16 protein-coding genes and 1 pseudogene are annotated in these 17365 nt (G+C 52.5%); 8 read left to right on the top strand and 9 right to left on the bottom strand.

Going from position 1 to position 17365, the window contains the following annotated elements:
• Nucleotides 1–4: 4 nt before the first annotated feature.
• On the top strand, nt 5–619 hold the full coding sequence (locus DBY90_RS10035; protein WP_199904710.1) for a CadD family cadmium resistance transporter: 615 nt from the start codon (nt 5–7) through the stop codon (nt 617–619).
• Between the two features lie 295 nt (nt 620–914).
• Nucleotides 915–2012: an NnrS family protein gene (locus DBY90_RS10030; protein ID WP_070493227.1), complete on the top strand. Its 1098-nt coding sequence runs from the start codon at nt 915–917 to the stop codon at nt 2010–2012.
• 113 nt (nt 2013–2125) lie between these two features.
• Here the strand turns inward: DBY90_RS10030 and yciA are convergent, their stop codons facing one another.
• The 3 genes from yciA to rluD all read right to left on the bottom strand — a co-directional run bounded on the left by yciA (nt 2126) and on the right by rluD (nt 4829).
• On the bottom strand, nt 2126–2563 hold the full coding sequence (gene yciA / locus DBY90_RS10025; protein ID WP_045073417.1) for an acyl-CoA thioester hydrolase YciA: 438 nt from the start codon (nt 2561–2563) through the stop codon (nt 2126–2128).
• Between the two features lie 104 nt (nt 2564–2667).
• On the bottom strand, nt 2668–3441 hold the full coding sequence (pgeF, locus tag DBY90_RS10020) for a peptidoglycan editing factor PgeF (protein WP_070493224.1): 774 nt from the start codon (nt 3439–3441) through the stop codon (nt 2668–2670).
• A gap of 263 nt (nt 3442–3704) precedes the next feature.
• A complete protein-coding gene (gene rluD / locus DBY90_RS10015) occupies nt 3705–4829 on the bottom strand; it encodes a 23S rRNA pseudouridine(1911/1915/1917) synthase RluD (RefSeq protein ID WP_070493221.1) in 1125 nt (374 codons plus the stop codon).
• On the opposite strand from rluD, the gene DBY90_RS10010 reads away from it, so the two are divergent.
• Entirely contained in the window at nt 4828–5634 is an 807-nt protein-coding gene (locus DBY90_RS10010; RefSeq protein ID WP_003755523.1) for an outer membrane protein assembly factor BamD, read from the top strand. The two genes, rluD and DBY90_RS10010, sit on opposite strands and share 2 nt — an antisense overlap.
• A gap of 111 nt (nt 5635–5745) precedes the next feature.
• Here the strand turns inward: DBY90_RS10010 and ilvA are convergent, their stop codons facing one another.
• Complete coding sequence (ilvA, locus tag DBY90_RS10005) at nt 5746–7272, bottom strand: threonine ammonia-lyase, biosynthetic (RefSeq protein ID WP_107987116.1); 1527 nt, start codon at nt 7270–7272, stop codon at nt 5746–5748.
• 215 nt (nt 7273–7487) lie between these two features.
• On the opposite strand from ilvA, the gene DBY90_RS10000 reads away from it, so the two are divergent.
• A complete protein-coding gene (locus DBY90_RS10000) occupies nt 7488–8741 on the top strand; it encodes a D-alanyl-D-alanine carboxypeptidase family protein (RefSeq protein WP_107987114.1) in 1254 nt (417 codons plus the stop codon).
• 85 nt (nt 8742–8826) lie between these two features.
• A complete protein-coding gene (locus DBY90_RS09995; RefSeq protein WP_003742979.1) occupies nt 8827–9489 on the top strand; it encodes a YecA family protein in 663 nt (220 codons plus the stop codon).
• Nucleotides 9490–9561: 72 nt separating this feature from the next.
• Here the strand turns inward: DBY90_RS09995 and DBY90_RS09990 are convergent, their stop codons facing one another.
• The 4 genes from DBY90_RS09990 to DBY90_RS09975 form a co-directional block, all read right to left on the bottom strand.
• Entirely contained in the window at nt 9562–10050 is a 489-nt protein-coding gene (locus DBY90_RS09990; protein WP_039855941.1) for a DUF456 domain-containing protein, read from the bottom strand.
• Between the two features lie 208 nt (nt 10051–10258).
• On the bottom strand, nt 10259–11218 hold the full coding sequence (ttcA, locus tag DBY90_RS09985; RefSeq protein ID WP_003742981.1) for a tRNA 2-thiocytidine(32) synthetase TtcA: 960 nt from the start codon (nt 11216–11218) through the stop codon (nt 10259–10261).
• A gap of 260 nt (nt 11219–11478) precedes the next feature.
• Complete coding sequence (locus tag DBY90_RS09980) at nt 11479–13644, bottom strand: heavy metal translocating P-type ATPase (protein WP_070492548.1); 2166 nt, start codon at nt 13642–13644, stop codon at nt 11479–11481.
• Nucleotides 13645–13743: 99 nt separating this feature from the next.
• Nucleotides 13744–13953, bottom strand: a complete 210-nt coding sequence (locus tag DBY90_RS09975; protein WP_107987112.1) for a heavy-metal-associated domain-containing protein — start codon at nt 13951–13953, stop codon at nt 13744–13746.
• A 147-nt stretch (nt 13954–14100) separates the two neighbouring features.
• Here DBY90_RS09975 and cueR point away from each other — a divergent pair, with 147 nt between their 5' ends.
• From cueR to ygiD, 3 genes and pseudogenes are all read left to right on the top strand, one after another.
• On the top strand, nt 14101–14493 hold the full coding sequence (gene cueR, locus DBY90_RS09970) for a Cu(I)-responsive transcriptional regulator (RefSeq protein ID WP_049229623.1): 393 nt from the start codon (nt 14101–14103) through the stop codon (nt 14491–14493).
• Between the two features lie 10 nt (nt 14494–14503).
• Nucleotides 14504–14878: pseudogene (locus DBY90_RS09965) on the top strand (transposase); the annotation flags it as partial.
• Between the two features lie 402 nt (nt 14879–15280).
• A complete protein-coding gene (gene ygiD, locus DBY90_RS09955; RefSeq protein WP_070493240.1) occupies nt 15281–16066 on the top strand; it encodes a 4,5-DOPA-extradiol-dioxygenase in 786 nt (261 codons plus the stop codon).
• A 254-nt stretch (nt 16067–16320) separates the two neighbouring features.
• Here ygiD and DBY90_RS09950 read toward each other — a convergent pair whose 3' ends face one another.
• Nucleotides 16321–17256: a dihydroorotate oxidase gene (locus DBY90_RS09950; protein ID WP_070493243.1), complete on the bottom strand. Its 936-nt coding sequence runs from the start codon at nt 17254–17256 to the stop codon at nt 16321–16323.
• Nucleotides 17257–17365: the final 109 nt, after the last annotated feature.

Here is a 17365-nt window from a genome sequence, read left to right as displayed (position 1 = left end):
CTTTATGTTTTCGACTGTGATTACTGCTGCTGTTTTATATATTGCTACAGCAGTAGATTTGTTGGTAATACTATTAGTATTTTTTGCTAGAGCAAATACTAGAAAAGAATATCGAGATATTTATATCGGACAATATTTAGGTTCTGTAATTTTAATATTAGTTAGTTTATTTCTAGCTTTTGTTTTGAATTATGTTCCGGAAAAATGGGTGTTGGGTTTATTAGGTTTAATACCGATTTACTTAGGTATTAAAGTTGCTATTTACGACGATTGTGAGGGCGAAAAAAGAGCTAAAAAAGAATTGGATGAAAAAGGGTTGTCAAAATTAGTCGGTATTGTTGCTTTGGTTACAGTTGCTAGTTGTGGTGCAGATAATATTGGACTTTTTGTTCCTTACTTTGTGACTTTAGATCTTGTCGACTTATTAGTTACTCTTCTTGTATTTTTAATATTGATTTTTGTTTTAGTATATACAGCACAAAGATTGGCTAATATTTCAGGTGTTGGTGAAATTGTAGAGAAGTTTAGTCGTTGGATAATGGCTGTTATTTATATTGGTTTAGGGTTATTTATTATTATTGAAAATAATACAATTCGAACAATAATATCAATAATATGAATGATACGGGCATTTGAGTATCTGACAAACCTTGCGGTTCGTTACCCTCTCCCTAACCCTCTCCCACGGGGAGAGGGGATCAGGTTGCTGAAAATCAGAGGGCGCAGGATTGGGAATCAGATGGCAGGTAAACCTGAAAATGTTCAGGCTCGACAGCCCAATTCCCTCTCCCCGTGGGAGAGGGTTAGGGAGAGGGCAAGCAAGCCGAAGGTTTGCTTCTTCAATACAAGATACAACCCTGTCCTCCCAATAAATCTATATCCGAAAGCATCTTCATGCAGAATCAAGCCAAACCATGAATAAGTTTTTCACCCACCCCATGCGGCCGTTTTTCGTCGGTGCGGCGGTGCTTGCCATACTCGGCGCGTTGGTGTTTTTCATCAGCCCCGGTGCCGTCATTTTGCACCGCCAAATCTTCTTAGAACTCATGCTGCCTGCAGCATACGGCGGTTTTCTGACTGCCGCCATGCTCGAATGGACGGGCTATAAAGGTCGTCTGAAACCCGTCGCCACCGTCTTGGCGGCGTTGTTGCTTGCCGCATCCATCCTGCTGCCGTTTGCGCCGCAAACCGCTTCGTTTTTCGTTGCCGCCTATTGGCTGGTGTTGCTGCTGTTCTGCGCTTGGCTGATTTGGCTCGACCGCAATACTGACAACTTTGCCCTGCTGATGCTGCTTGCCGCGTTCACCGTTTTTCAGACGACCTATGCCGTCAGCGGCGATTTGAACCTGTTGCGCGCGCAAGTGCATCTGAATATGGCGGCGGTGATGTTCGTATCCGTCCGCGTCAGTGTCCTTTTGGGCGCGGAAGCCCTTAAAGAATGCCGTCTGAAAGACCCCGTATTCATCCCCAACGTCGTCTATAAAAACATCGCCATCACCTTTCTGCTGCTGAACGCCGCCGCCGAACTTTGGCTGCCCGCGCAAACCGCCGGTTTTACCGCGCTTGCCGTCGGCTTCATCCTGCTCGCCAAGCTGCGCGAACTGCACCATCACGAACTCTTGCGCAAACACTACGTCCGCACTTATTACCTGCTCCAGCTTTTTGCCGCCGCAGGTTATTTGTGGGCAGGCGCGGCGAAACTGCAAAACCTGCCCGCCTCCGCGCCCCTGCACCTGATTACCCTCGGCGGCATGATGGGCGGCGTGATGATGGTGTGGCTGACCGCCGGACTGTGGCACAGCGGCTTTACCAAACTCGATTATCCTAAACTCTGCCGCATTGCCGTCCCCATCCTCTTCGCCGCCGCCGTCTCGCGCGCCTTTTTAATGAACGTGAATCCGATATTCTTCATCACCGTTCCCGCGATTCTGACCGCTGCCGTGTTCGTGCTTTATCTGTTGACGTTTGTACCAATCTTTCGGGCGAATGCGTTTACGGATGATCCGGAGTGAGCGTTTCTGTTTCATCCCGTCAGTCAATGGCAAGCCCTGTATCGCCTTAAGTCAAAAGGTCGTCTGAAAATCTCCAATATGGGTTTTCAGACGACCTTTGCTTAAATCAGGGTTTAAATCAAACCTTGCAGTTTAGGGTTGCCTTCTTTTGGAATAGGGCGTGTGTTGCCTTCGCTGTCGATGGCGACGTAGGTAAAGATGGCTTCAGTAACGAGTTGGCGGTCTTCGGTCAGGTGGTCGTTCATCAACGTTTTCACCCAAACTTCGATTTTCAGTTGCAGCGAAGTGTTGCCCACGCGCACGCAGCGTCCGTAGCAGCAAACGACGTTGCCCACTTTAACGGGGCGGATGAAGTTCATTTCCTGAACGGCGACGGTAACGATGCGGCCTTGCGCGATTTCTGCCGCCAAAATGCCGCCGCCCAAATCCATTTGCGACATAATCCAGCCGCCGAAAATATCTTGGTTGGGATTGGTGTCTTGCGGCATGGCGACGGTGCGCAGCAGAAGCTCGCCTTGAGGGTGGGAGCGGTGTTCGTTTTTTTGAGTCATGAGAATATCCTTTTGAGCGGTGCGGATTGGGTGGGTTTGAATGTTGGCGGATTAAGTCTTGCGAAGGTCATCTGAAAGAGGATGGGGCGTTTCAGACGATTTTTTTATGCCTGTTCCAACCAAATCAGGCTGACCATGCGGCCGGTTTGTCCGTCGCGGCGGTAAGAGAAGAAAGTGTCACGTTCCAGGACGGTGCAGTGTGTGCCGCCGTAAATCATGTCCACACCTTCGCGGCGCAGAACCAAACGCGCCAGCGCGTAGATATCGGCAAGATATTTACCGCCGCCGATGTCTTCGAATGCGTCCGCCGCTTCGGGCATGGGGGCACAAAATGCGTCGAACACGTCTTGTCCGACTTCAAACGCGTCCGCGCCGATGGCAGGGCCGAGATATGCCATGATTTCGACGGGCGCGACATTCATCGCGGCTATGGTGTTTTGCAATACGCCGCCCGCCAAACCGCGCCAGCCTGCATGTGCGGCAGCGACGACCGTACCGGCTTTATCGCAGAACAAGACAGGCAGGCAGTCGGCAGTCATCGCGGCGCAGGCGGCTTTGCCTGTGTTGTCCACCGAAGCGTCTGCGTCGGGCGCGTTACCCAATGCGTCGGCGGCATTGACGACGATGGTGCTGTGGATTTGATTGAGGTAGGCAACAGGCAGCCCGACCTGTTCCTGCACGATTTCACGGTTGCGGCGCACGGCATCAGGATCATCGCCGACGTGCGAACCGAGGTTCAAACTTTGATACACGCCTTGGCTGACACCACCGTTGCGGGTGGTAATCAGGGTTTTCACGTTGGCGGGCGCAGGCCAATCGGCTGTCAGGAAATTTTTGCCTTGCGGGGCGAGGTTTAAGGTTTCTGTGATGGTTTTCATGGGGTGTCGGAATAGGTGCGTAGCGGTAAGGGTTTATTAACTGCCCTTAGGGTAAATGGATGTTTGGTTTTTCGTCATTCCCACGCAGGCGGGAATCCAGAGATTCGGGATTGCTGTAAATTCTTAATTGTCGCTGAGAAATCAGAGGTTCGGATTCTTGCCGGTGCAGCATGAATGATGCCGTTGGATAAACCTTATCTAAACTTTATATGAAGTTCGTTTTCAGACGACCCTTGAGTAACAGGTCGTCTGAAAACACCTGCTTAATCCCTCACATAAACCACTTCGACATCGTAATCGTCTTCGTTCCAATCATCGTCGTCATCTGTGCCGAGTTTGTCCTGCCACTCTTCTTCGTTGCTCAAAGACGAATCCAAGCCTGCTTCGAGGCGCAGGACGGAGAGCAGGTGATACATATCGTCGGGAATCGGGGCTTCGAAGGAAACGGTTTCGCCGGTTTTCGGATGGACGAAACTTAAGCGGTAGGCGTGCAAAGCCTGACGCGCGCCTAGACTTTTGACGGCTTCTTTCACCGGTTCGCTGCACGGATGGCGCAGGTTGCCGTAAACGGGGTCGGCGGCAAGCGGGTGGTTGGCTTCGCGCATATGGACGCGGATTTGGTGCGTCCTGCCGGTTTCGAGCGAGCATTCGATGTAGCTGTGGGCAAGATAGCGTTCCAACACTTTGACGTGTGTCACGGCAGGTTTGCCGCCGAATTTGACGACTGCCATTTTCAGGCGGTTGTGCGGATCGCGTCCGATTTGGGTTTCGATTTTTCCGTCAAAGGGAACAATACCGTTGGCGACGGCGCGGTAGATGCGTTTGACCGTGCGCTCTTGAAGCTGTTGCACGAGGGAATTTTGTGCGGGCAGGGTTTTGGCGACCACCATCAGGCCGCTGGTTTCCTTGTCTAGTCTGTGGACGATGCCCGCGCGCGGAATCTGGCTCAATTCGGGACAATGCGCCAATAAACCGTTGAGCAGCGTCCCCGTCCAGTTGCCTGCGGCGGGATGGACGACCAGTCCGGCGGGTTTGTTGACGACGATGACGGTATCGTCTTCGTACACAATATCCAAATCCATCGCTTCGGGTTTGAACGCGAGATTCTCTTCGCTCGGACGTACCGTTACGCTGATGGATTCCCCGCCTATCATTTTGTCTTTGGGTTGGGCGGGCTTATCGTTTACAATGACCGCGCCTTCTTTAATCCACGATGTCAGGCGGCTGCGCGAATAATCAGGCATGAGCTTTGCCAACACCGCATCCAACCGCCCGCCCGCAAGCTCCAGCGGAACAGTCAAATTAACACAACTTTCTGCTTCGGGGGCTGACGTAAAGTCTAAATCGTCGCTATAATCGGCTTCATTATCAAAGGAAGTATTCTGCATGAAAAAAATTCTTTTAGTAGTTTCGTTAAGTCTGGCACTGGGTGCCTGTGCAAGCAATAAAGGTACGGTCGATAAAGACGCGCAAATCACACAAGATTGGAACGTGGAAAAACTCTATGCCGAAGCGCATGACGAGTTGAACAGCAGCAATTATACGCGAGCCATCAAGTTATACGAAATTTTAGAATCCCGCTTCCCCAACGGCCGCTACGCGCAACAGGCGCAACTGGACACCGCATACGCCTATTACAAAGACGACGAGCCTGAAAAAGCCCTCGCCGCCATCGACCGCTTCCAGCGTCATCACCCGCAACATCCGAATATGGATTACGCGCTTTACCTCAAAGGCTTGGTTTTGTTCAATGAAGACCAATCCTTCCTCAACAAACTCGCCTCTCAAGACTGGTCCGACCGCGACCCTAAAGCCAACCGCAGCGCATACCAAGCATTTGCCGAATTGGTACAACGCTATCCGGAGAGCAAATACGCCGCCGACGCAACCGAGCGCATGGCAAAACTGGTGGACGCATTGGGCGGTAACGAAATCTCCGTTGCCCGCTACTACATGAAACGCGGCGCCTACCTCGCCGCTGTCAACCGCGCCCAAAAAATCGTCGAGCGTTACCAGAACACCCGCTACGTAGAAGAATCGCTCGCCATGATGGAACTGGCTTACAAGAAACTGGACAAACCCCAACTCGCTGCCGATACCCGCCGCGTCTTGGAAACCAACTTCCCGCAAAGCCCATTCCTGCAACACCAATGGCAGCCGAACGACATGCCTTGGTGGCGCTACTGGCGTTAAGTACATCAAATTCAGGATGGTTGATACGGATTCGTGTCGGTTGTCCGAAAGATGAAAGGTCGTCTGAAACCATAAAAAGGTTTTCAGACGACCTTTTATTTTGCCTTCCTATCAAGCGAGGAACAGGCGGTATGCGGCGTTTTGGGTTTCGTCCTGATAGCTGTAACCGAGGCTTTCGAGGAAGTTTTCAAATGCTTCATCGTCAGTGGGCGGGACGTCGATGCCGACGAGGATGCGGCCGTAGTCGGCGCCGTGGTTGCGGTAGTGGAAGAGGGTAATGTTCCAGCCGCCCTGCATATGATTGAGGAAGCGGGCGAGTGCGCCGGGGCGTTCGGGGAACTCGAAGCTGATTAGGCGTTCGTGGGCGACTTTTGTTGTACGTCCGCCGACCATGTAGCGGATGTGGATTTTGGAGATTTCGTCTTCGGTCAAATCGACATTGGGCAGCCCGGCTTCAGTCAGCTGGCGGCTGATGACGGCAAGGTCTTGGGAACCTGCGGTTTGCAGGCCGACGAAGATATGGGCTTTTTGGTCGTCGCCGTAGCGGTAGTTGAACTCGGTGATGTTGCGGCTGCCGAGCAGGTTGACGAACTTGAGAAAACTGCCGCGCTCTTCAGGGATGGTCACGGCGAAAATGCCTTCGTTGCCTTCGCCCAATTCGCTGCGTTCGGAAACGTGGCGCAGGCGGTGGAAATTCATGTTGGCGCCGCTGGTGACGGCGACGAGGGTTTGGTTTTGGATGCGGTTGCGGGCGGCATAGGTTTTCAAGCCGGCGAGGGCGAGCGCGCCGGCGGGTTCGGTGATGCTGCGGGTGTCGTCGAAGATGTCTTTGATGGCGCCGCAGATGGCGTCGGTGTCGACGGTGATGATGTCGTCCAAGAGATCGCGGCAGAGGCGGAAGGTTTCGTCGCCGACGACTTTGACGGCGGTACCGTCGGAGAAGAGGCCAACGTCTTTGAGGCTGACGACTTTTCCGGCTTCGACGGATTGCTTCATGCAGCAGGAGTCGTGTGTTTGTACGCCGATGACTTTGATGCTCGGGCGAACCTGTTTGACGAATGCGGCAACACCCGCCGCCAGCCCGCCGCCGCCGATGGGGACGAAGATGGCGTGGATGTCGTCGGGACGTTGGCGCACGATTTCCATGCCGACTGTGCCTTGTCCGGCAATCACGTCGGGGTCGTCAAACGGGGCGATGTAGGTCAGTTTTTCTTTTTCTGCCAATTCCATCGCGTAATCATAGGCATCGTTGTAGGAAACGCCTTTGAGGACGACTTCGCCGCCGCGGCTTTTGACGGCGTCGATTTTGATTTGGGGCGTGGTTTCGGGCATCACGATGACGGCGCGGCAGCCCAAACGTTGTGCCGAAAGTGCGACGCCTTGTGCGTGGTTGCCCGCGCTGGCAGCGATGACGCCGCAGGCGAGTGCTTCTTTGGGAAGCTTCGCCATTTTGTTGTACGCGCCGCGGATTTTGAAGGAAAACACGGGTTGCAGGTCTTCGCGTTTGAGCAGGACGTTGTTGTTCAGACGACCTGACAGCCCGACGGCGGGTTCGAGCGGGGTTTCAACGGCAACGTCGTAAACGGAGGCAGTCAGGATGCGGATGAGGTAATCGGAATAAGATGGGCGGTTGTTCATGGTTTTGTGTGCCGGAGGATTATTTTCGAAAAGAGTGTCCGCCGTCCGCGTCAAACTTTGTCAACAAAACGGCGGAAAGGTAAAACCATACCCGTGAGGTCGTCTGAAATCAAGAAAAATCTTAGCAAAGCGAAGATGCGGCGGTATAATGACTACCTTTTGCGCCAAACCGCACGACGCGGTTGTTTTTATTTCTATTTCCGCACCACATTCCAATGAAAAAAACATTATCCGTATTGATCGCGGCGATGATGATTACCGCCGCGCAAGCCGCGCCGCAAGCGGCCAAAAATAACGCAGCTCCCGCAGTTGCCGCTTCCGAGCCGGCTCCTGCCGCCGCATCCCAGCCCGAAGCCATGATGCCCAGCATCAACAGCCCCGATGCGCCGCCTGCCATTGCCGCTGCCGCCTACATCGTTACCGATTTGCACAGCCATCAAGTGCTTGCCTCCAGCAACATCGACACGCAGATCGAACCCGCTTCGCTGACCAAAATGATGACCGCTTATCTAACGTTCAAGGCTTTGGAAAACGGCACATTGCGCGCCGACCAAATGCTGACCGTGTCTGATGCAGGCTGGAAAATCGAAGGCTCGCGGATGTTCCTCAATCCCAAAGTTCCCGCCAGCGTCAGCGATTTGATTAAAGGCATGATTGTCCAATCCGGCAACGATGCCGCCACCACGCTTGCCGAAGCCATGGGAGGAGGCTCGGTGGACGTGTTCGTCCAACAAATGAACGAAGAAGCCAAGCGTTTGGGCATGACCAAAACCCACTTTAAAAACCCGACCGGATTGGCTGCCGAAGGTCATGTTTCCACCGTCGGCGATTTAGCCATTTTGTCTGCCGCGCTGATACACGATTATCCGAAATACTATCCCGTATTTTCGATTAAATCCTTCAAATACAACAATGTCGAGCAGCCAAACCGCAACCTTTTGCTCTACCGCGACTCCAGCGTGGACGGCCTGAAAACGGGACACACCGAAAGCGCGGGCTACAACCTTGCCGCTTCTAGCAAACGCAACGGCAGACGCATCGTTTCCATCGTTGTCGGTACCGATTCTACCGAAGCACGCGCGTCCGAAAGCGGCAAACTGCTCAACTGGGCATTGCAGGCATTCGACACGCCCAAGCTCTACAACGGCGGCGAAATCATTTCTAAGGTCAAAGTTTATAAAGGCAGCAGCAAATCGGTGAACGTCGGCTTCCTCGAAGACGTGTACATCACGATTCCCCACGATGCCGGACAAAACATCAAACCGATTTTAGAAACCGTCCAGCCCGTTGTCGCCCCGATACGCAAAGGTCAAAGCTTGGGCAAACTTAAAATCGTCAAAGACGGCAAAGTCATTACCGAGAAAAACGTCGTCGCACTCCATTCCGTTGAAGAAGGCAGCTGGTTCAGACGGATGTGGGATGATATCGTATTGTGGTTCAAAGGCTTGTTCGGCAGCAGTTCGAAATAGGCCGGGTTGATGAAAAGGTCGTCTGAAACAGGTTTTCAGACGACCTTTCGGATAACGGATACATCATTCAAAATAAGGAAAAATCATGCAATTACAAGCATTTGACGAGACATCCCGCGTGCGCCTGATGCAGCTGCTCGATGCCAAATCGGAACAACACAACACCATGCGCTGCGATGAGGTACAGGCATTTATGATGGCTTTGTTGAGCGGTCCCGATGCCTTAAATCCGAACGATTGGCTGCCTGAAGTTTTGGGTGAAGAATCATTGTTTGACGCGAAAGAGCGTACCGAAATCGAGCGTTTGGTGATGGCACTGGCGGCTGATTTGCGTATCAAGCTCGGCAGTAAAATGTTGCCCGATTTGTGGCTTTATGAAGATGCAGCGGGCAATCCCGACGTGTACACTTGGTGTAACGCCTATCTATATGCTTTGGATGTGGTGCCGACCGATTGGTTTGAAGCGGTCGATCAGGAGGAGTTCGAAGACCTGTTCTATCCGATTATGGCTTTGGGCGGCATTTATGATGAAGAGCAAAACGGAGAAATCATTTTGCACCTGACTGAAAAAGAACTCTCACAGCTCGAATCCGACCTGCCGCATGTCCTGCTGGATATTTACTGGTATTGGCAGGCCATCATCAACAAACCGCAAACCGTACGTCGCGAAGGCGAAAAAATCGGGCGAAACGATTCTTGTCCCTGCGGGAGCGGTAAAAAATACAAAGCCTGTTGCGGCAAGGGATAACTTTCCGATCAGATAAAAAATCAAAAGGTCGTCTGAAAAACCATTTTCAGACGACCTTTATTGATGATCAGGTTAAAACCAGCTTGCCGCCCACATAACGAGCAGGGTCATTACAATCGTCAAGGCGCAACCGATTTTGGCCACCGTACCGATGATGAAGCCGATAAACGTCCCTAGTCCGACTTTGCCCGCCTGCCACATATCGCGGCGTGCCAAGAATTCTCCGACACCCGCGCCGATGAGCGGGCCGAACAACAGTCCGGGGATGGAAAAAAACGCGCCGACGATACCACCGATTAGCGCTCCCCAAACTGCTGTTTTACTGGCTCCCGTATATTTTGCCCCTAATGCGCCTGCGACATAATCCATCGCCGTGCCGATAGCGGCGACAACGGCGAGAAAAATTAGGGTGTTTGTACCGTAAATCTGATAATCGCCGGCATATGCAAGCAACCATGCGCCGCCGAACATCAATCCCAATCCGGGAATGGCGGGATAAACCGTGCCGAGCAGTCCGATACAGATGGCGATTAAACCGAGCAGGATAAAAATGGCAGTCATAACAGTCCTTGTTTGATGGAAGGGAAAAGCGTGTGTGAACTCCGCTTGCATGTTTTGCGGCGGATTAAAATGGAACGGTTTGTATCGTCTTTCCCGTAAAATCTCAGTTTTCAGACGACTCACCGTATTATGGTTGCACGTCCTGATGATTCAAGGCAGGTTTGTGCAAAGAAATAAAAAATCCGGACAAGGCATCCGGATTTTTGTTTTATGCGCCGCAAGTTTTTGGCTTGTTCGCCAGAATATTGATGACTTTGCGTTCAGGTTTGGACGGGGTGATTTTGATTTCACTTTCGTCTTCTTCGCTGCCGTCGGAGTAGCGTTCGGGCATTTTTTCGCTGTCAAACGCCAAGTCGCCGCCGTGTTTCAAGGTTTGACCGCGTTCCAAACCGACGAAGTCGAAAAGCTCGGGGTCGGCAAGGTGGGAAGGGACGACGTTTTGCAGGGCAGAGAACATCGATTCAATGCGGCCGGGGAAGCGTTTGTCCCAATCTCGAAGCATATCGCCGATGACTTGGCGTTGCAGGTTGGGCTGCGAGCCGCAGAGGTTGCACGGGATAATCGGGAATTGTTTCAGCTCGGCGTATTTGATCAAATCTTTTTCTTTCACATACGCCAGCGGGCGGATGACGATGTGTTCGCCGTTGTCGCTCACCAACTTGGGCGGCATGGCTTTGAGTTTGCCGCCGTAAAACATATTTAAAAACATGGTAGCGAGTATGTCGTCGCGGTGGTGTCCCAAGGCGATTTTGGTGCAGCCCAATTCTTTTGCGGTGCGGTAGAGGATGCCGCGGCGCAGGCGACTGCACAGCGAACAAGTCGTTTTGCCTTCGTCCAAGACGCGTTTGACGGTGGAGTAGGTGTCTTCTTCGACGATTTTGTACGGTACGCCTATGCTTTCAAGATAGGTGGGCAACACTTCTTCGGGAAAGCCCGGCTGCTTTTGGTCGAGATTGACGGCAACCAGTTCAAAATCAATCGGCGCGCTGGCTTGGAGCTGGCGCAGGATGTCTAATAGGGCGTAGCTGTCTTTGCCGCCGGAGAGACAGACCATGATTTTGTCGCCCGGCTCTATCATGTTGAAATCGTTAATCGCGTCGCCGACGGCGTGGCGCAGGCGTTTGTTGAGTTTGTTGTTCTCTAATTCTTGTTTGGTTTTTTTTGACATGGCGGTTTGTGCTTTGAAATAAGGAAAATTTAAGGGCGGTATTGTACCGCAAAAAGCGTTTGGAAACCGCATATTAGAAAAGAAAGGTCGTCTGAAAGAGGGGAGGGGATTTCAGACGACCTTTGTTTTATATAGTGGATTAAATTTAAATCAGGACAAGGCGACGAAGCCGCAGACGGTACAGATAGTACGGCAAGGCGAGGCAACGCTGTACCGGTTTAAAGTTAATCCACTATATTATGGCATATTACGCGGCTATATTACTCAATCTTCACCCGTTTCAGCCTCAACGCATTGCCCAACACCGACACCGAGCTTGCCGCCATTGCCGCGCCTGCGATGACGGGATTTAAGAAGCCGAGTGCGGCGAGCGGGATGCCTAATATATTGTAGAAGAAGGCGAAAAACAGGTTTTGCTTGATGTTTTTCAACGTCGCCTGCGACACCAGCAGGGCATCGGCGAGCTGGTTGACCGAATGCTGCATCAGCGTGGCGGACGCGGTGTGTTCGGCAACGTCCGCGCCGCCTTTCATGGCGAAGCTGACGTTGGCGGCGGCGAGGGCGGGTGCGTCGTTGATGCCGTCGCCGACCATCGCCACGGTTTTGCCGGCGGTTTTGAGTTTCTGCACTTCGGCGGCTTTGTCGCGCGGACTCATGTTGCCGAAGGCGTGTGCGATGCCCAGTTGTTTGGCGACGTATTCGACCGTGCCTTGGTTGTCGCCGCTCATGATGTAAACGTCGATGCCGTGTTTTTTCAGACGGCCTATGGCTTCGGCGGTGTCGGTTTTCAATGCGTCGGCAAGCGCGAATGCGCCGATGGGTTTGCCGTTGGCGGAAACGGCGACGATGCTTGCGATGCGCCAGACGTCGTCTGAAAGGTTTTCAGGTAGCCTTAATTCGGCAAAATCAAGTTTACCCGCTTTCACCAATCCAACGCCTTCGACTTCGGCGGTAATGCCTGCGCCGACGACGGTTTGCGCGTTTTGTGCAGCGGGAATCTCCAAACCGCGGGCTTGAGCGGCGGAGACGATGGCGCGGGCGAGCGGGTGGGCGGCGTTTTGTTCGACGGCGGCGGCGATGCGGTACAAAGCGTCTTCGTCAAAGCCGCTTTCGGGCACGCAATAGACGGCGGCAACCTGCGGCCTGCCTTCGGTCAGCGTGCCGGTTTTGTCCAACACGACGGCATCGACGTGGGCGGCTTCTTCCATCGCCGCCGCGTCTTTAAACCAAATGCCGTGTTTCACCGCCTTGCCCATGCCGACCATAATCGCGGCGGGCGTCGCCAGACCAAGCGCACACGGGCAGGCAATCACCAAAACGGCAACGGCGTGCATCAGCGCAACCGTCCAATCGCCTTTCACCAGCCAAGTGGCGATAAAAGTCAACAACGCAATGCCCACGACGGCAGGCACGAATACCGCCGCCGCCTTGTCCGCCACGCGCGCAATCGGCGCCTTGCTGCCTTGCGCTTCGGACAGCGCGTTCATCATGTCGCCGAGCAGGGTTTGGCTGCCGAGCTGCGTGGCGCGGTAAACCACGCTGCCTTCGGTCATCAGCGCGCCCGCCAACACTTTGCCGCTCGCTTTTTTTTCTTCGGGATTGGATTCGCCGGTGAGGTGGCTCTCGTCCGCCCAGCCGCTGCCGCTTTCGATAATGCCGTCGGCGGCAATGCGTTCGCCGTGATTGGCGCGGATAAGGTCGCCAATTTGCACTTGGTCGATGGGCAGTTGTTTCCATTCGCCTTCGCGTTGCACGTTCACTTGGGGCGGCGTAAGTTTCAGCAGCAAGCCCAAGCTGTTCAGGCTGGATTTTTTGGTGCGATGTTCCAAAAATTTGCCCAGCGACACAAAACCAATCACCATCACGCCCGCTTCAAAATACACATGCGCCATACCATGTGCCGCGTGCGGGCTGAAAAACAACATATAAACGGAATACAGATAAATCGAGACCGTGCCGATGGTAACGAGCACGTCCATATTCGCCAGCCCGCCTTTAATACTCGCCCACGCGCTTTTGTAAAACGGCACTGCCAGCCAAAGTTGCACCACGCTTGCCAGCGCGAATTGCCACAACGGCGGAATCATCCAATCGTGTCTGCCGATCATCATCCCCGCCATACCGATAAGGAACGGGACGTTGATGGCGAACAGCAGCCACAGCCGCCAGCCGATATGCGCGGTTTCTTCGGGTTGCGGCAGCGCGTCTTCCGTTTTTTCTTTTGCACCGTAACCGGTTTTCTCGATGATTTTGGCGATGTCGGCGGCGGAGGTTTGGCTGTCGTCAAACACCACCTGCGCCTCCTCGCTGGCGAAGTTCACCCCCGCCGATTCGACAAAATTTTTTTTGTTCAACACTTTTTCAATGCGCGAAGCGCAGGCCTGACAGGTCATGCCTTCGATTTGGAAACGGACTTTTTGTTGCATGGTTTCTTCCTTCTGAATGTGGTTGGACTACCTGAAAAAAGCGGAGCAGGGTTTTCAGGTAGCCTTTGGGGTGTTGCAGTCGATTTGTTGCGATTCGATTTACAAAGCCGCATCAAAGCCGCCGTCTTCCACCGCTTCTATCAGCGCGGCGGGGTTGGTTTGGGCGGGGTCGAATTCCACGACGGCGTTCTTGTTTTCCAGGCTCACTTCGGCCTTGTCCACGCCGTTTACGCCTTCGAGGATGCTGGTAACGCTTTTCACGCAGCCGCCGCAGGTCATGCTTTCGATGTTTAATGTGATGGTTTGCATAGGGTTTCCTTTCTGTTGGAATGAGGCTGAGGTTTTAAAGCCCGTTGCAGCCAAAGCTTTCAGGTAGCCTGAAATGATGGGTCGGCTCTTGCTTTCCCGCTAAGTGCCGCCACTATAAAGCTTCACCCGAAGTAAAGGTCAAGCATCATGATGAACATCAGTCAGGCCGCGGCCGAGAGCGGCCTTTCCGCCAAACAAATCCGCGACTACGAAAAGCACGGCCTAATCGCCCCGGCCGCGCGCAGCGAAGCGGGCTACCGCCGCTACGGACAGGCCGACCTTGCCCGGCTGCGCTTTATCCGCCATGCGCGGGAAGTGGGCTTTTCGCTGCCGCAGATTGGGCAGCTTTTGAGCCTGCAACACAGCCCGCAGCGCACCAGCCGCGAAGTGAAAACGCTCACCGCGCGGCACATCGCCGAGCTGGAAGCCAAAATCGAACGCTTGCAGGGCATGGTGGCCGAGCTGCAACGCTGGCACGATGCCTGCGCGGGAGACGACTGCCCGGATTGTGCGATTTTGGCCGGGCTGGAGGAGCGTTAGGCGGCTTGGGGCCAATACACATGAGTGCAACCACCTGTTGCCTTTGTTGGAAGGCATTGCCGAAGGTACGACCGTCTATGCCGATAAAGGCTATGACAGTAAGGAAAACCGGCAACATCTAAAAGAGCATCAGTTGCTGGACGGCATTATGCGCAAAGCCCACCGCAACCGTCCGCTGACGGAAGCGCAAACCAAACGTAACCGCTATTTGTCGAAGACCCGTTATGCGGTCGAACAAAGCTTTGCTACGCTGCACCGTAAATTCCGCTACGCCCGGGCAGCCTATTTTGGTTTGCTCAAAGTGAGTGCGCAAAGCCATCTGAATGCGATGTGTTTGAACCTGTTGAAAGCGGCTAACAGGCTAAGTGTGTCTGTTGCCGCCTAAAAGGCGGCCCGGATGCCTGATTATCGGGTATTCGGGGAGGATTAAGGGGATATTTGGGTAAAATCAGGAGCAATTAGGGGCGGAAATAGACGAAAACCTGTGTTTGGGTTTCGGCTGTCGGGGGAAGGGCTTTTTTGCAAAGGTCTCAATTTGCTATTAAAAAATAATATTCTGGCGTTGAGTTATCAGTCATAGAATTAAGTGCTTTTAGGCAGATTTGTTAGATTGATTTAGGTATTGCTATTGAAATCCGAATCTTCGGACCTCTTTTTAACTTTGCAGCAAAGCCAAAGAATACTTCATCATTTCCTATTGGGAAATTATATTGTTCATAAATTGAGATTTATTGCTTAATCATTTATCCGTACAATCCACCTCATCAAATATTTTAAGGAGGCAATGATGAAAAAAATGCCTGTATTGTTTGTTGGGCATGGTAGTCCGATGAATGTGTTGGATAAGGAAAATCCGTTCAACCAAAATCTCAGCCTGATTACGCAAAAGTTTGCCAAACCCAAAGCGATTTTGATGATTTCGGCGCATTGGTACAGCAGCCGTTTGCAGGTTACATCGGGTGAACATCCTGAAATGATTTACGATTTTTACGGATTTCCTGAAGAACTCAGCCAAGTGCAGTATCCGGCGCCCGGTTCGCCCGAATTGGCGGAGCAAGTGCGGTCGTTGCTGCAGCCGGAAAATGTCGGGCTGAACCCAACGCGCGGTTTTGATCACGGCGCTTGGGCGGTGTTGAAATTTCTGTATCCCGATGCCGATATTCCTGTGGTGCAGCTCAGTCTCAACCGCTTGCAATCGGCGGAATGGCATTTCAATTTGGCGAAAAAATTATCCGCTTTGCGCGAACAGGGTGTGTTGATTATCGGCAGCGGCAATATTATTCATAATTTGAGCGTGATGAGCAGGGCGCATATCAATCAAATTGGCGCGGGTTATGACTGGGCGTTTGCGTTCCGCGAAACGGTCAATCAGGCGATTGTTGAACGGGATGACGACACGTTGATTCATTACGAACGGCTGGGTGAAAAGGCGATGCTTTCCGTGCCGACGCCGGATCACTATCTGCCTTTTCTTTGTATTATGGCATTACGTGAACCGGATGATTCCATTACGTTTTTCAACGACAACCTTGTCGCCGGTTCGCTCAGTATGACTTCGCTTTTAGTGGGGTAAAAGGAAAAATACGGCAGCGAAAAAGATTCTTATTGGTTTGTTCCGCTTTCGTAGATGGTGTTGATCCGCTTACCGTTCTTGGGAATGGGATGTCAATCAAAAAGCACAGAAAAGCTTTGCATATAAAGAAAATGGTTGTTTAGCAAGTTACCCGGGTTCGGGAGATGAAGAGTATTTCTAAATCCAAAATACTAAGGTCGTCTGAAAGCACAATTCTGGTTTTCAGACGACCTTTCCCCTTCATCTGAGCAGACTTACCCCAGATATTTCAGTTTGCCTTTGAAGTCTTCGAGCGTCTCGTAGCCTTTTTGCGCCATGATGGCTTTCAAGCCAAGCGAAACGCGTTCGAAAACTTCGACGCCTTGCTGATGCAGCGCCGTGCCGATTTGCACCATGCTCGCGCCGCACAAGATATGCTCGAACACATCGCGACCGGTATAAACGCCGCCTGTGCCAATGATTTGGATGGACGGATTCAATCTTTGGTAGAACGCGTGGACGTTGGCAAGCGCGGTCGGTTTGATGTATTCGCCGCCTATGCCGCCAAAGCCGTTTTTAGGCCGGATCACAACGGATTCGTCCTCGATATACATGCCGTTGCCGATGGAATTGACGCAGTTGACGAATTTCAGCGGATGGCGGTTGAACACTTCCGCCGCTTGGTCGAAATGGACGATGTCGAAATACGGCGGCAGTTTGATGCCCAAAGGCTTGTCGAAGTAGCCGAAGGCTTCGCCCAAAAGCCGCTCGGTCGTTTCAAAATCGTAGGCGATTTGCGGCTTGCCGGGGACATTCGGACAGGAAAGGTTGAGTTCGGTAATGCCTTTAAACCCGCTGTTTTGCACTTTTTTCAGCAGCGTGTGTGTTTCATCGGGTGACATACCGACCAGCGAGAGGAAAAATGTCCGTTCGGGCTGCGATTCTTGAAGGCTCAGCAAATAATCCAAATAGTAATCAATGCCTTGATTCGGCAAACCCATGGAGTTGATGCTGCCCAGCGGTACATCACGATAACGTGGTTCGGGATTGCCCGCCCGTGCTTCAAGCGTCGCCGTTTTGGTGACGAAGCTGCCCGCGGCGGATTGCCTGACTTCTTCCAATTCTTCCACGGTCATACACGCCACACCAGCGGCGTTCATCAGACAGTTGTCAAAAGAAAAACCGGCGATTTGCGTTCTCAATGACGGCATACACTGCTCCTTTCCCTTGAAAAATCAATTTGTTTGCGAAGCGTAACACGAATAGGCAAGGCATTTTTTAACGAATATCAAATGACAGGGGATGTAGGAAAATGTTGTT

Source organism: Neisseria mucosa, from assembly GCF_003044445.1.
Taxonomy (GTDB): Bacteria; Pseudomonadota; Gammaproteobacteria; order Burkholderiales; family Neisseriaceae; genus Neisseria; species Neisseria mucosa_A.
Note: the sequence above shows the minus strand (reverse complement) of the source record. Positions and strands in the feature narration are given on the sequence as shown.

Excerpts from the sequence above, each read along its gene's own strand:
- yciA (WP_045073417.1), bottom strand. The coding sequence starts at position 2,563 with ATGACTCAAAAAAACGAACACCGCTCCCACCCTCAAGGCGAGCTTCTG.
- DBY90_RS09950 (WP_070493243.1), bottom strand. The coding sequence starts at position 17,256 with ATGCCGTCATTGAGAACGCAAATCGCCGGTTTTTCTTTTGACAACTGT.
- cueR (WP_049229623.1), top strand. The coding sequence starts at position 14,101 with ATGATGAACATCAGTCAGGCCGCGGCCGAGAGCGGCCTTTCCGCCAAA.
- pgeF (WP_070493224.1), bottom strand. The coding sequence starts at position 3,441 with ATGAAAACCATCACAGAAACCTTAAACCTCGCCCCGCAAGGCAAAAAT.
- ygiD (WP_070493240.1), top strand. The coding sequence starts at position 15,281 with ATGAAAAAAATGCCTGTATTGTTTGTTGGGCATGGTAGTCCGATGAAT.
- DBY90_RS10030 (WP_070493227.1), top strand. The coding sequence starts at position 915 with ATGAATAAGTTTTTCACCCACCCCATGCGGCCGTTTTTCGTCGGTGCG.
- ilvA (WP_107987116.1), bottom strand. The coding sequence starts at position 7,272 with ATGAACAACCGCCCATCTTATTCCGATTACCTCATCCGCATCCTGACT.
- DBY90_RS10010 (WP_003755523.1), top strand. The coding sequence starts at position 4,828 with ATGAAAAAAATTCTTTTAGTAGTTTCGTTAAGTCTGGCACTGGGTGCC.
- DBY90_RS09980 (WP_070492548.1), bottom strand. The coding sequence starts at position 13,644 with ATGCAACAAAAAGTCCGTTTCCAAATCGAAGGCATGACCTGTCAGGCC.
- ttcA (WP_003742981.1), bottom strand. The coding sequence starts at position 11,218 with ATGTCAAAAAAAACCAAACAAGAATTAGAGAACAACAAACTCAACAAA.
- DBY90_RS09995 (WP_003742979.1), top strand. The coding sequence starts at position 8,827 with ATGCAATTACAAGCATTTGACGAGACATCCCGCGTGCGCCTGATGCAG.
- rluD (WP_070493221.1), bottom strand. The coding sequence starts at position 4,829 with ATGCAGAATACTTCCTTTGATAATGAAGCCGATTATAGCGACGATTTA.
- DBY90_RS10000 (WP_107987114.1), top strand. The coding sequence starts at position 7,488 with ATGAAAAAAACATTATCCGTATTGATCGCGGCGATGATGATTACCGCC.
- DBY90_RS10035 (WP_199904710.1), top strand. The coding sequence starts at position 5 with ATGTTTTCGACTGTGATTACTGCTGCTGTTTTATATATTGCTACAGCA.
- DBY90_RS09975 (WP_107987112.1), bottom strand. The coding sequence starts at position 13,953 with ATGCAAACCATCACATTAAACATCGAAAGCATGACCTGCGGCGGCTGC.
- DBY90_RS09990 (WP_039855941.1), bottom strand. The coding sequence starts at position 10,050 with ATGACTGCCATTTTTATCCTGCTCGGTTTAATCGCCATCTGTATCGGA.